Source organism: Pseudomonas sp. 10S4, from assembly GCF_034344865.1.
Taxonomy (GTDB): Bacteria; Pseudomonadota; Gammaproteobacteria; order Pseudomonadales; family Pseudomonadaceae; genus Aquipseudomonas.
Genome location: NZ_CP133774.1, coordinates 5763946 through 5777706, shown reverse-complemented (window position 1 = coordinate 5777706; position 13761 = coordinate 5763946). Strand labels below are relative to the sequence as shown.

Here is a 13761-nt window from a genome sequence, read left to right as displayed (position 1 = left end):
TGCCGATCGTGTCGCGAACCACTCGTTTACTCACCTTGCTGCAAGTGCTGCGGGGTAAAAGTCGCCCGGCGACCGCCGCGACACTGGCTAGCGAACTGGAGATTTCCGAACGCACGCTGTACCGCGACATCGCCGAACTCACGGCCCTTGGCGCGCCGATTTATGGCGAGGCGGGGATTGGCTACGTGTTGCGCAGCGGTCTGTTTCTGCCGCCATTGATGCTCAACGCCGACGAAACCGAAGCCATCGTGCTGGGTTTGCGCTACGTCGATCAGCGCGGGGATGAGGTGTTGAGCAAAGCGGCAGCGGATGCGTTGGCCAAGATTGCCGCGGTGTTGGCGCCTGAGGCGTTGGAAGCGTTGCACAACCCGACAGTCATGCCCGGCCCGCCGGGTTTCGGCTTTGCGCAAAACATTGTGCCGTTGAATGTGTTTCGCCAGGCGATCCGCAATCAGGCCAAACTGCACATTGATTACGCGGACGCCAAGCAGGTGCCGACGCAGCGTTTGATCTGGCCGTTGGCGCTGGGGTTTCTCAACGAGGTGCGGATCATCGTCGCCTGGTGCGAGTTGCGCAGCGCCTATCGGACTTTTCGTACTGACCGGATATCGGCGGCGAGCGAGCAGGGCGAGCGCTATCCCGGTCGGCGCAGCGACCTGTTGCGCACCTGGCGCAAGCAGATGGAATTGGACGAAGCCGGGCGATTCACTCCTGACAAGAACTGACACAACGGTGCTTTAGCATGGCTCCAGAATCAAACAACAAGGAGCCGTAACATGTCTAACCCAGCCACTTCACTGGCACCGGCCATCGCTGCTTACATTGCCGCTGCCAATGCGCGCGACACCACAAGGGTCGCCAGTTTTTTCGCTGAGGATGCCAACGTCTTTGATGAAGGTGAGCATCAGATCGGCACTCAGGCCATCGCCCAATGGATGCAAGACACCGCACAGCGTTATCAGCCGCGGGTCGAGGTACTCGACGTTCAACTGCGCACTGGCAAGGTGCTGGTGCACAATCTGATCTCCGGGACGTTTCCCGGTAGCCCGCTGGAACTGCGCTACACCTTTCGCCTTAACGAACAGGGCAAGATTGCCCGGCTAGACATCTCCCTCTGACACCACTCAATCAATGTGGGAGCGGGCTTGCTCGCGAAAGCGTCCTGTCAGTTAACATCTCTATCAACTGATCCACCGCTTTCGAGCAAGCCCGCTCCCACAGGGGATTGCGGTGTTTCAAATGGGTGGGTGACTGGCATACTGCGTAGCTTCAGCCCTGAAGCGCGGCCCTTATGACTTCCGATCCCCCTTGAACGCCTGGCAACACGCCATCGAAACGAAGGGCTTCGTCCAGGACGAAGCCCAGGAACATGCCGTCTGGGCACTGCAAAAGTGCTACGAAGCGCTGCATGAAGGGCGCAAGCCGATTACCGGCGTTTACCTCTGGGGTCCGGTCGGTCGGGGCAAGACCTGGTTGATGGATCAGTTTTACAACAGCCTGGAGGTGCCGGCCCGGCGTCAGCATTTCCACCACTTTATGGGCTGGGTGCATCAGCGTTCGTTTCAACTGACCGGCACGGCCGACCCATTGAAAGCCCTGGCCCGTGAGTTGGCCCAGGAAGTCCGGGTGTTGTGTTTCGATGAACTGTTCGTCAACGACATCGGCGACGCGATCATTCTCGGCCGTTTGTTCCAGGTGATGTTCGATGAGGGCGTGGTGGTGGTTTGTACCTCCAACCAGCCACCGGATCAGCTGTATGCCGATGGTTTCAATCGCGACCGTTTTGTCCCGGCCATCGAGGCGATCAAAAAGCACATGCTGGTGATCGCGGTGGATGGCGGCGAAGATCATCGCCTGCATCCTGGCGCGGCGTTGCAGCGTTATTGGGTGAATGCGCCGGGGCAGGCCAGTGGGCTGGCCGAGGCGTTCAAGGCCTTGACGGTCGGCCAGTCGGTGTCCAGCGATCCGGTCGAGGTTGGCTATCGCACGGTCAACGCGGTGCAGGCCAGCGCCACGGTGCTCTGGTGTCGCTACGCTGATCTATGCGAGCAACCATTTGCTGCCATGGACTTCATGGCGCTGTGCGACACCTTCAGCGCTATTCTGATGAGTGAGGTGCCCAACCTCAGCGCGCAGAAGCGCGAAGGGCGCATCGCCCGGGGCACTGAGGATGGCGTGGAACGGGTGGTGGCCGGTGATCGCGATTTGCCGCAGTTATCGGTGCACGACGACGGTGTGCGGCGTTTCATCGCGCTGGTCGACGAATGCTATGACCGCAAGGTGCCGCTGTACCTTGAAGCCCAAGTGCCGATGGATGCGTTGTACACCGAGGGTTATCTGGAATTCCCGTTCCGCCGCACCCTCAGCCGACTACAGGAAATGCAGCTGCAACGCTTTGCCGACGCTTGAGATCTAGGAGGAGCGACGATGAATCAGCCTTTGTCTCACCATTTGCTGACCATGGCCTACCAAAACGCCTGGGCCAACCATCGACTGGCCAAGGCCTGGGGGCAGTTGAGCGCGGTGGAACTGGCGGCGCCGCGCGTCAGTTTTTCCCGAGTATCGTCGCGACCCTCAATCACATCCTGACCTGCGACTGGTTCTATGTGGATGCCCTTGAGCGCGAACGACGCGCAGATGATCCGCATCACGACTGCTACGTGTTTTTCAAAGACGATCAGCCGTTCACGGCGGCTGCCGACCTCAAGCGTGAGCAAGCCCACGTCGACAATCGGCTGATCGCTTATTGCGAGCAATTGCGTGACGCCGACCTCGGGCGGCTGGTGACCATCGCTCGTGAAACGCCGCAAAACGACAGCCGTTTGCGCATGCTGTCGCATTTGTTCGAACACCAGATCCATCATCGCGGACAGGTTCACGCGATGCTCAGCGGGACTGCCGTCAAACCACCGCAACTGGATGAGTTTTTCTGTGTCGGGGAGGCGGGGTTGCGGGCCGAGGATTTTGCTGAGTTGGGCTGGACTGAAGAGTTGATTTGGGGGCATTGAGATCAAAAGATCGCAGCCTTCGGCAGCTCCTACGCGCCTGTGGGCGCTGCCGAAGGCTGCGATCTTTTGATCTTTCCCCTTAACTCGCGCTAATGTCCCTCCGTCCTTCCAGTGCGCGCAACGCGCACTGAGGCAAACTGTTGTGTGATCGAGGGTGGAAATGGAATCCGCAGAAATACTTGTACTTCAAGCCAGCTACACCAACCCAATTCATGCCGAGGCCATTTGCCTGGTGCTGAACGACTACGCCGAAGACCCGATGGGTATCGGCGAGCCGTTGTCCGCCGATGTGCTGCGCCAACTGCCGGCGGAGCTGGCCAAGCGTCCTTATGCGTTCAGTGTGTTGGCATTCGTCGGCGGCGAACCGGCGGGGCTGGTGAATTGCTTTGAAGGCTTTTCGACCTTTGCCTGCCGGCCATTGGTCAACGTCCATGATGTGGCGGTGGTGTCGAAGTTTCGCGGCTTGGGCCTGAGCCAGAAGATGCTGCAAAAGGTCGAAGAGATCGCCCGTCAGCGCGGTTGCTGCAAGATCACCCTCGAAGTCCTGGAAGGCAATGACGTGGCCCAGGCGTCCTATGCCAAGTTTGGTTTTGCCGCCGGCATGTTCGACCCGGCCCATGGCCGCATGTTGTTCTGGATCAAGGCGCTGTAAATCCCAGGCAAAAAAGGGCGTCCATCAGGACGCCCAAGTGTCAGCTCTGACGGCGGAGCAAGCCGTCAGAGGTCCATCGGTTTAAGGTTTGTAGCTTTCGGTCACTTGCGCGGTTTGATCGTCCGGAACCCGCAGTTGGCCGCTTTGGCGTTGATCGGTCTGGGTTTGCGCGGTGTGGACCGGAAAGTTGTCCCAGTGATTCTTCATCCGCTGCGCGCCGCCTTCGGCAAATGCACTGGCGGAACCGACGATAAGCAGACCGGCGAAGATCAGGCTGACTCGTTTCATGATGTATCTCCCACTAAGAATGACGGGGGGCCTTTCATCCGTGATTCAAGGGCGTGGGCGCAGTATTGGCGCACCCCATTAAGTTGAGGTTAACGCCGAACAAACTGTGGGAGCTGGCTTGCTCGCGAAGGCGTAATCACTTTCAACATCATTGTTGGGCGTGCCACCGCTTTCGCGAGCAGGCTCGCTCCCACAAAAAAGGGGCCGTTTCCGGCCCCTTAATGGGTTACTGCTTGACCACCGCCGGGTCTTGGCCAGACACCGGTTTAGGTTTGAGCAGACTGAAGTCAATCAACGGACGCACCTGACGTTCGTAAGGGTTGCCGATCAACAACGGTCGCGGCTTGAAGCTGTCGCTGACCAGGCTTTTGCTGCGGTCCAGTTCATCGAAGCTCAGGCCCGCCAGATCGGCCCAGGTGTGGATCAACTGCGAGCTGCTGTAAGGGCGGCTCAAGTCAGCGGCAAAGCTCCAGTCGTGGGTTTCACGCCATTTCGGCGAGGCATAGGCCATGAACGGAATCGTGTACATCGGCGCTGTCGGCTTGTTTTCGTTACGGCCAAGCGTGTTGTGGCCCGCCGAGTCGAAGACGTCTTCGCCGTGGTCGGAGAGGTACAACAGGAAGCCGTTCGGATCTTTCTTGGAATAGTCCTTGATCAGGCTCGACACCACGAAGTCGTTGTACAGCACCGCGTTGTCATAGCTGTTGTAGGTCGGTACTTCGTCGTCGGTTACGCCAGCCGGAACACCGGTGCGGTCCTTGAACTTGTCGAAGGTCGGCGGGTAACGGTACTGGTAGCTCATGTGCGTACCGAGCAGGTGCACGACGATCAACTTATGTGCCGCCGGATCGCCCAGCGCCTTGTTGAACGGCTCGATCACGTCGCCATCGTACTGGGCGGCGTTCTGGTTACGGTTGTTGTTCAGGTATACCTGCTCGTCGGCCTGTTCGGAGAACGTCGTGAGCATGGTGTTGCGCTTGGTCATGGTCTGCTGGTTGGTGATCCAGAAGGTTTTGTAACCCGCCTGTTTCATCATGCTGACCAGCGACGGCGTCGTCAGGTACAGGTCCGGGTTCTCTTCGTCGGCGAAGGTCAACACCTGCTGCAGCGCCTCGATGGTGTACGGGCGTGGAGTGATGACGTTATTGAAGATCGCCAGTTGATCCTTGAGCTTGTCCAGTTCCGGGGTGGTGTCCCGGTTGTAGCCGTACAGGCTCATGCGCTGACGGTTGGTGGACTCGCCGATGACCAAAACCAGGGTCGACGGCTGATCGGACATGGTGTTCTTGAGGTTTTTCAGCGGCGCGATCTTGCTCGCACTGTCGAGCATGTCTTGCATGCCGGCCAGAGTGTCGAGGTAGCGGTGATAAGCCACGGCCATCTGCCAAGGCACGGCTGGCTCGATCCGGGTTTCGAATTTCTCGAAGCCGCCGGCAAAGCTGCCAGTGCGGGCGGTCTGTTTGACCAGCGGATAACCGACCACGGCCACCAGAATCGCGGTCGCGGCGACAAATGCCTGCCAGCGTGGCATGTACACCGGACGCAAGCGGGTCCACAGGAAGTAGGCGAACGCGGTGTGCGCCAGGAAGGCCAGCACCATCCACCAGGCAAAGTACTGGGTCATGTATTCGCCAGCTTCAGAGATGTTCGACTCGAACATGATGAAGATGACGCTCTGGGAGAATTCCTGCTGATAGATGAAGAAGTAGCCCAGGCTGGCCATCGAACAAGCCCACAGCACGACGCCGATCAGCGCTGCCAGAAGGCGGGTGCGATTGGGGAACAACAGCATCGGCGCCAGCCACACGGCACTCATTACGAATGCCTGGCGAAATCCGCTGAAACCGGAAGTGCCAGTCAACTGAATCAGCAGCTGGGTGATGCCGGAGAAATACCAGAAGAATACAAATAGCCAGATAAACCCGGCCCAATCGAAACCTTTCGCAGACGTTTTGCTGCGTTTGAGCAATGCCATTAAGTAAATACTCCCGCCGGCGTCATGGAGTCACCGGCGTCATCAAACCAACCCACGAGAAACCGCTGCCCGAGAACCGAACAGCCACAAGGATCGGGAGTATCGCCAGACGAATGTGAAAACTTTGTGAGTTTCGTTCAGGTAAACGACAGGTTCGGCGATGAGCGGCCGTCGGCCGGGTGTATGGGGAGAGGCGCGGGGCAGCCGATTCAGCAGGGCATCAGGCATGCGGGAGAGAGCCTGCACCCAAAGTGGGGAAGCTCAAAATGAAACATTTGTAAGTGTTGTCAGGAGGGCAGTCCGCAGGCGCTACCATTTACCGCATTGCCGTGCCTGGAGCCACAAAGCAGGAGGTAGCGCGTGCGCTGTGTTTCAAGCGTTATGCAGGGCTGGCACTGTTTGCCCGGCTAGCTGGGCTTGCTGCAACAATTGACGAAGCTGCGCTACCTGGTTCTTCAAGGCGTCACGCTCATCTTTCAATTGGCGTAGTTCATCACGACGAATAGTCACGTAGAGAGTTTGTGGGGGACGTGCGGTAACGATTGTGTCCATTGCTCACCTCGCAAATGGCCTGCATCAACTGTGATTGCGTCGTTCATCTGGACGACACCCTCACTATCGGCGCCGATTTTGGTTTCTTTTGCCCTCAATTGGAACTTTTTTATTTTTCATGGTCGGTGTGTCTTCGGCACGATTCCCGACGTTATCAGTCTGGATCGGGCACAATGCCCGGAAACTTCATCCCAACGCTCTGGACTAACTCACATTGGTCGCGTTGGGCTATAACCTTTGACACACATTATTTGCAGTAAGGAGCATCAGCACATGCAACTCGGGATTATTGGACTGGGCCGCATGGGCGGTAATATTGCGCGGCGCCTGATGCTCAACGGGCATACCACCGTTGTTTACGACCGCAATACCGCCTTCGTTGAAACCCTGGCCGCAGAAGGCTCCACCGGCGTCACTGACTTGCCGGCCCTGGTGGCTGGCCTGGCCAAGCCGCGTGCGATCTGGGTCATGCTGCCGGCCGGCGCGCCGACCGAAGAGACCATCGACACCCTGAGCAATTTGCTCGAAGCCGGCGACACCATCATCGACGGCGGCAACACCTTCTATAAGGACGACATCCGCCGGGCGAAAACCCTGTCGGAAAAAGGCCTGCACTACATCGACGTCGGCACCTCCGGTGGCGTCTGGGGCCTGGAACGCGGCTACTGCATGATGATCGGCGGCGACGCCGAGACCGTTAAGCGTCTCGACCCGCTGTTCGAAAGCCTGGCCCCTGGCCTGGGCGACATCCCTCGTACCAAGGACCGCAAGTCCGACGACGATCGCGCCGAGCGCGGCTACATCCACGCCGGCCCTGCGGGCTCTGGCCATTTCGTCAAGATGATCCACAACGGCATCGAGTACGGAATGATGCAGGCCTTCGCCGAAGGCTTCGACATCCTCAAGACCAAATCCAGCGAAAACCTGCCGGAAGATCAGCGCTTCGACCTGAACGTCGGTGACATCGCCGAAGTCTGGCGTCGTGGCAGCGTGGTGTCCTCGTGGTTGCTGGACCTGACCGCCGACGCCTTGGCCAGCGACCCGAAACTCGACGGTTACTCCGGCTCGGTGGCTGACAGCGGTGAAGGTCGCTGGACCATCGAAGCCGCCATGGAGCAATCGGTGCCCGTACCGGTGCTGTCGAACTCGCTGTTCTCTCGCTACCGTTCGCGCGGGCAAGGCACCTTTGGCGACAAGATTCTCTCAGCCCAACGCTTCGGCTTCGGCGGCCACGTGGAGACACCGAAAAAATGACCAATACGATCCGCAAGAAATCCAAGGCAGAACCCGCGCCACCGACCACGCTGTTCCTGTTCGGTGCTCACGGTGATCTGGTCAAGCGTCTGCTGATGCCGGCGCTGTACAACCTCAGCCGTGACGGCCTGCTCGATGATGGACTGCGGATCATCGGCGTTGACCACAACGCCATCAGCGATGAAGCCTTCGCGCAGAAGCTCGAAGACTTCATTCGCACCGAAGCGGCCACCAAGGTCGGCAAGGGCGATGAAGCCCTTGACCCGGCCTTGTGGGCCAAGCTCGCCAAAGGCATCAGCTACGTCCAGGGCGACTTCCTGGACGACAGCACTTATCAAGCGCTGGCGGCGAAAATCGCCGACAGCGGCACTGGCAATGCGGTGTTCTACCTGGCCACCGCGCCACGTTTTTCAGCGAAGTGGTGCGCCGTCTCGGCTCTGCCGGTTTGCTTGAAGAAACACCGGAAGCCTTCAGAAGGGTGGTGATCGAAAAACCTTTCGGCAACGACCTGCACACCGGCAAGCGCTTGAACGCCTGTTTGCTCAAGGTGATGTCGGAGAAGCAGATCTACCGGATCGATCACTATCTGGGCAAGGAGACGGTGCAGAACATTCTGGTCAGCCGGTTCTCCAACAGCCTGTTCGAAGCGTTCTGGAATAATCACTACATCGACCACGTGCAAATCACCGCCGCCGAAACCGTTGGCGTGGAAACCCGTGGCAGTTTTTATGAACACACCGGCGCCTTGCGGGACATGGTGCCCAATCACCTGTTCCAGTTGCTGGCGATGGTGGCCATGGAGCCGCCGGCCGCGTTTGGCGCCGATGCGGTCCGTGGCGAGAAGGCCAAAGTGGTCGGGGCGATCCGGCCTTGGTCCGTCGAGGATGCACGCGCCAACTCGGTGCGCGGTCAATATGCGGCTGGCGAAGTCGACGGCAAGCCGTTGACCGGGTATCGCCAGGAAGGCAACGTGGCGCCTGACAGCAACACTGAAACCTATGTCGCGCTCAAGGTGATGATCGACAACTGGCGCTGGGTCGGCGTGCCGTTCTACCTGCGCACCGGCAAGCGCATGAGCGTGCGCGACACCGAGATCGTCATTTGCTTCAAGCCTGCGCCGTACGCGCAGTTCCGCGACACCGAGGTCGATGAGTTGCAGCCGACCTACCTGCGGATTCAGATCCAGCCCAACGAAGGCATGTGGTTCGACCTGTTGGCCAAGCGGCCCGGGCCGGCGTTGAACATGGCCAACATCGAACTGGGGTTCGCCTACAAGGATTTCTTTGAAATGCAGCCGTCCACCGGCTACGAAACCTTGATCTACGATTGCCTGACCGGCGACCAGACGCTATTCCAGCGTGCCGACAACATTGAGAATGGCTGGCGCGCCGTACAGCCGTTCCTCGACGCCTGGCAGCAGGACGCGAGCGTGCAGAGCTATCCGGCCGGTGAAGACGGCCCACAGGCTGCCGAGGACCTGCTGACCCGCGATGGTCGCGTCTGGCATGGCCTCGGATGAGTGAGTCCGCGCAACATTCCATCCGGTTTCTGCTCAGCGACATGGACGGCACCTTGTTGCTGCCCGATCACAGCCTGAGCCAGCGCACCATCGACGCGGTTCGTTCATTGCGTGAGGCCGGCGTTTTGTTCAGCCTGGCCACCGGCCGCCCGCCGAAAGCCATGTTGCAGCAGATCGAAACCCTGGGCGTCGACGTGCCGACCGCCGCCTTCAATGGCGGCACCATCGTCAAACCGGACGGCAGCTTGCTGGTCGCGCATTACTTGCCGGCCACTGCTGCGCTGACGGCACTGGCGCTGTTTGCCGACCGGCCGGACATCGAAATCTGGGTATTCAGCGGCGGTGACTGGCTGCTCAAGGACCCGCATGGCCCGATGGTCCCACGTGAGCAGCACGGTTTGGGCTATCCGCCGGTGGTGGTCGAGAGTTTTGAACCGTACCTGGAGCGCATCGACAAGATCGTCGCCACCAGCAACAACACCGATTTGTTGATTGAGCTGGAAGCGCTGTTGTTGCCCAAGGTCGAAGGTCAGGCTCAGGTGTCCCGTTCACAACCGGTTTATCTGGACGTGACCGCGATGCAAGCCAACAAAGGCGCGGCGCTGGCGACACTGGCCGAGTACCTCGGTGTGCCACTGGAGCATACTGCCGCGCTGGGTGACGGCGGCAATGATCCGGCGATGTTTCATCGCGCCGGGTTGTCGATTGCCATGGGGCAGGCGGAGGAAGCGGTGAAGCGTCAGGCCGATGTGGTCACGGGCACCAACACCGAAGACGGAGCGGCGCAGGCGATCGAGCAATACATCCTGGCCCGATAACCAACGCACTACCCTGTGGGAGCGAGCTTGCTCGCGATGAGGTCAGTACATTCAACATCATTGTTGTCTGTCAGTCCGCCATCTTGAGCAAGCCCGCTCCCACATTGTTTTGGGTTACAGCCAAAAACTCACTGCGTACCAGCCCAGCGAGCCCATCACCACGGTGTATGGCAACGCCATCCACACCATCCGCCCGTAAGACAGGCGAATCAGCGGTGCAATCGCCGAGGTCAACAGAAACAGAAATGCCGCCTGACCATTGGGTGTTGCCACGCTCGGAAGGTTGGTCCCGGTATTGATGGCAATCGCCAGCGTCTCGAAATGCTCGCGGCTCATGTGGCCGGAGATGAACGCCTGTTTCACTTCAGTGATGTAAATCGTCGCCACGAACACGTTGTCGCTGATCGCCGACAACACACCATTGGCAATAAACAGCATGCCCGGCTGCTGATCCGCCGGCAGGGTCAGCACCCACTGAATCAACGGCGTGAACAGTTGCTGGTCATGTATCACCGCCACCACCGCGAAAAACACCACCAGTAACGCCGTGAACGGCATAGCGTCTTTAAACGCGTTGCCGATGCGATGCTCCTCGGTGATGCCGGTAAACGCAGTGATCAACACGATCACCATCAAACCGATCAGCCCGACTTCCGCGATATGAAACGCCAGCCCGGCAATCAGGATCAACGCTGCCGCGCCCTGAACCAGCAACGCTGCGCGCTGGCGCGAAGTGCGTTCGGCATTATCTTCGGCTGCATAGTTGGCCAGTACTGCGCGCACATTGTCCGGCAGCAGCGTGCCGTAGCCGAACCAACGCAGTTTCTCCAGCAAGACGCAGGTCACAAGTCCCGCCGCCAGCACCGGCAGTGACACCGGGGCGACTTTCAGGAAGAACTCGGCGAAATGCCAACCCATCTCGTGGCCGATCAACAGGTTCTGCGGCTCGCCAACCAGGGTGCAAACACCGCCCAGCGCAGTACCCACGGCGCCATGCATCAGCAGGCTGCGCAGGAAGGCGCGGAACTGATTGAGGTCTTCGTGATGGAGTGTCGGCAGATGCTGATCGTCGCTGAACTCACTGTCCTGACGCGGATCGTTGCCCGAGGCGACGCGGTGATACACCGAGTAAAACCCCACCGCCGCACTGATGATCACCGCTGTCACGGTCAATGCATCGAGAAACGCCGACAGAAACGCCGACAGGAAACAGAACATCAGCGCCAGCAACGCCTTGGAGCGAACCCCGAGTAACAGGCGCGAGAACAGAAACAGCAGCAGGTCTTTCATGAAGTAGATGCCGGCCACCATGAACATCAGCAGCAGGATCACCGGAAAGTTGTGCACCAGTTCGTCATAGAGCGCCTGGGGGTGGTCATCTTCAACAGCAACGCTTCAATCAGCAGCAGGCCGCCAGGCATCAGCGGGTAACACTTGAGCGCCATGGCCAGGGTGAAAATGAACTCCAGGACCAGCAACCAGCCGGCGGCTACCGGCCCCACCGTCCACAGCACCAGGGCGTTGAGGATCAGGAACCCGACAATGCTCGCCTTGTACCAGCGGGGGAGTGCCCGAGAAAGTTATGCGCGAACGCCTGGGCCATTGAACCGGACATCGGCTACTCCTTGTATAAAGAAGCGCGCAACTTGCCGTAAGCGACCTTGAAGTTCAAGTGCAGTACCGTGGTCTAGCTCAGATACCGCGCCACAACTGCCCGGTAATTGCCGTCCAGTGAATAACCGCCGACGACGATTCTGCCGTCGCCCTGCACGGCCAGGGAGGTGGCAGTGTCGAGGCTGCGGCCTAGCCGGGTACGAATCCAACCCATGCCATCGGCAAAGCTGCGATCCAGTTGCCCGTCTGGCCGGTATCGCGCCAGGATGAAATCGGCTTCGACGCCGCCGATCGTGGCACCGACGGCGAGTACGCCACCGTCGGGCTGAACCTGGGCGGCGGTCCATTGGCTGCCACTGTGGCCGATTTCCAGCAGTTGTGGCTGGCCGCCGTTGCAATGAGCATCCGGGCGGCCATTGCTGTGTATTTTCAGGGACAGGCAATGCATCGGGTCGCGGCTGCTGCCAAAACACTGCAAGTCACCATTTTCCTGCTGGACGATCTGGCTGACCTGGGCGCTCCGCTTGCGTATCTGGAAGGTCATGAAACCATCGATGGCGAAGCTTGCGTCCAGTCTGCCATCGGCGTGGTAACGCGCCAGCAGCCCTTCCTCGGGGAAGTTGATCGAGCCGCCCGTGAGGATGCGTCCGTCCCGTTGCACCATCAGGCTGCCGAGCCAGGTGTTCATCAGCAAATGCCTGACCACCACGAAACCGCGGCCGTTGAACTCGCGGTCCAGCGTGCCGTCGGTATTGAGACGGATCAGCAGACCGACATGATCGGCCAGTTCGAAATGATGATTGGCCAGCAGCAGGATTCGACCGTCCTCCTGCACGCAGATATCGCAGGCTTCGGCGCCCGGCACGCCTGGTGGCAGCCAGTCGTCACGAAGGCCCCGGGACAGGTCGCCGGGTAGGCGCACGACTAATCGCCCATTGTCGCCAAAGTGTCGAACCGGCTGGCCGGTGGGGTCGAAAGCGCCAGCGCGGGCAAGGTACGGTGAGCGTCTTCGTAATGCAGGCCAGCCAACAGGATCGACCCGCAGGGCAGGATATGGACCTTGCTGGCCATGGCTTCGAAACCCAGTGCGAACTGGCCGATCAGGCTGCCTTGGTTGCCAAAGGACAGGTCAGCCGAGCCATCCTCAAGCAGACGGGCCAGACCAAAACGGCTGCCGCCATGGGTGCCGACCTTGGCCGCGACCAGCAAACGGCCTTGTGAGTCGATGGCGATCCCGTTGGCCATGCTTGAGGAACTGCCGACGAAATACACCTGGGTCTTGCCGCCGGCGGCAAAGTCCGGATCGAGGTGCCCGGCTTGATTCAGGGTGACGGGACGGGCGTAAGCGGTCTGAGTTTGCATGCACGCATCTCCTTGCCAGTCGACCCGATCCCGGGCCGGGAGGGTGACTGCATGTGCGAAACATTCAATCCCTGAATGCCTGGTCGCACAACTGTCATAACTAACAGGCGGAGGGTCGCGTTGTGCCAGAACAGTGTCTTTTGGAACCAATCAAGGGGGCTGCCAACAATTGAATCTTTATAAAGCAAAAAATCGCAGCCTTCGGCAGCGCCTACAGGGAAACGTACATTCCAATGTAGGAGCTGCCGAAGGCTGCGATCTTTTGATCTGTGTAGCCATTAATTCTTAGTGCGGCATGGACCACGACTGCAGCGTGTAGCCATCTTCGCTCAGCTCTTTACGAGCCTGCTGCAGCAAATATTCAAGTTGTGCCGGATCGGAATAAGCGCTGCTCGGGATCTGCTTTTGGCCGATGCGGTTATTGGTGCGGTCGATGACGCTCAGGCTGAGCTCGCCGTTACCGTCCTGTGGGGCCCAGGCCACGCATTGAAATGGCTTGAACGCGCGGTCGGCAATCAAAAGAGCTTCGTTGATACGGAGCGGGGCGGTCATGGGGTCTTCTCTCTGTATGCCCAATCAAGTGATGTGCCGTCGGTTGGGCTTACCGTTCGGCTGGTTACTTGTACTGATGTCCTCAATGGGGGTTGGGTCACACACAATCCAAAGAAAATTCAACTTTCTTTCATATACTCAATGTTCAGGCAGTTTTTGAAAGCTGG

The 13761-nt window shown here is 59.3% G+C and carries 10 protein-coding genes and 4 pseudogenes; 8 read left to right on the top strand and 6 right to left on the bottom strand.

The features are described 5' to 3' along the window. Positions 1-8: 8 nt before the first annotated feature. The 5 genes and pseudogenes from RHM58_RS27050 to RHM58_RS27030 all read left to right on the top strand — a co-directional run bounded on the left by RHM58_RS27050 (position 9) and on the right by RHM58_RS27030 (position 3660). Entirely contained in the window at positions 9-725 is a 717-nt protein-coding gene (locus RHM58_RS27050; RefSeq protein WP_201255620.1) for a helix-turn-helix transcriptional regulator, read from the top strand. A gap of 51 nt (positions 726-776) precedes the next feature. After that, positions 777-1118, top strand: a complete 342-nt coding sequence (locus RHM58_RS27045) for a nuclear transport factor 2 family protein (protein ID WP_201255619.1) — start codon at positions 777-779, stop codon at positions 1116-1118. A gap of 157 nt (positions 1119-1275) precedes the next feature. After that, a complete protein-coding gene (gene zapE, locus RHM58_RS27040) occupies positions 1276-2409 on the top strand; it encodes a cell division protein ZapE (RefSeq protein ID WP_322270909.1) in 1134 nt (377 codons plus the stop codon). Between the two features lie 18 nt (positions 2410-2427). Then, positions 2428-3008, top strand: a pseudogene (locus RHM58_RS27035) (DinB family protein). Between the two features lie 160 nt (positions 3009-3168). Further along, positions 3169-3660 carry a GNAT family N-acetyltransferase gene (locus tag RHM58_RS27030; RefSeq protein ID WP_201255616.1) on the top strand — a complete coding sequence of 164 codons (492 nt, stop codon included), beginning with the start codon at positions 3169-3171 and terminating at the stop codon, positions 3658-3660. An 81-nt stretch (positions 3661-3741) separates the two neighbouring features. Here the strand turns inward: RHM58_RS27030 and RHM58_RS27025 are convergent, their stop codons facing one another. The 3 genes from RHM58_RS27025 to RHM58_RS27015 all read right to left on the bottom strand — a co-directional run bounded on the left by RHM58_RS27025 (position 3742) and on the right by RHM58_RS27015 (position 6475). Beyond that, complete coding sequence (locus tag RHM58_RS27025) at positions 3742-3948, bottom strand: hypothetical protein (protein WP_322268725.1); 207 nt, start codon at positions 3946-3948, stop codon at positions 3742-3744. 226 nt (positions 3949-4174) lie between these two features. Beyond that, positions 4175-5923, bottom strand: coding sequence for a phosphoethanolamine transferase CptA (locus RHM58_RS27020; protein WP_322268724.1), 1749 nt, complete (start codon positions 5921-5923; stop codon positions 4175-4177). Between the two features lie 372 nt (positions 5924-6295). After that, positions 6296-6475 carry a DUF6026 family protein gene (locus RHM58_RS27015; RefSeq protein WP_242486260.1) on the bottom strand — a complete coding sequence of 60 codons (180 nt, stop codon included), beginning with the start codon at positions 6473-6475 and terminating at the stop codon, positions 6296-6298. Positions 6476-6748: 273 nt separating this feature from the next. Here RHM58_RS27015 and gnd point away from each other — a divergent pair, with 273 nt between their 5' ends. From gnd to RHM58_RS27000, 3 genes and pseudogenes are all read left to right on the top strand, one after another. Beyond that, positions 6749-7729 carry a phosphogluconate dehydrogenase (NAD(+)-dependent, decarboxylating) gene (gene gnd / locus RHM58_RS27010; protein ID WP_201255613.1) on the top strand — a complete coding sequence of 327 codons (981 nt, stop codon included), beginning with the start codon at positions 6749-6751 and terminating at the stop codon, positions 7727-7729. Beyond that, a pseudogene (gene zwf, locus RHM58_RS27005) lies at positions 7726-9248 on the top strand (glucose-6-phosphate dehydrogenase). The gene gnd and the pseudogene zwf overlap by 4 nt, the downstream one beginning before the upstream one ends. Next, complete coding sequence (locus RHM58_RS27000; protein ID WP_201203311.1) at positions 9245-10066, top strand: HAD family hydrolase; 822 nt, start codon at positions 9245-9247, stop codon at positions 10064-10066. The pseudogene zwf and the gene RHM58_RS27000 overlap by 4 nt, the downstream one beginning before the upstream one ends. 114 nt (positions 10067-10180) lie before the next feature. Here RHM58_RS27000 and nhaB read toward each other — a convergent pair. The 3 genes and pseudogenes from nhaB to RHM58_RS26985 form a co-directional block, all read right to left on the bottom strand. Further along, positions 10181-11681 (bottom strand): annotated as a pseudogene (nhaB, locus tag RHM58_RS26995) (sodium/proton antiporter NhaB). 72 nt (positions 11682-11753) lie between these two features. Continuing rightward, positions 11754-13042 (bottom strand): annotated as a pseudogene (locus RHM58_RS26990) (hypothetical protein). Between the two features lie 285 nt (positions 13043-13327). Beyond that, the gene (locus RHM58_RS26985; protein WP_201203316.1) at positions 13328-13594 is read right to left on the bottom strand and encodes a hypothetical protein; all 267 of its coding nucleotides are present in this window, start codon (positions 13592-13594) and stop codon (positions 13328-13330) included. Positions 13595-13761 lie beyond the last annotated feature (167 nt).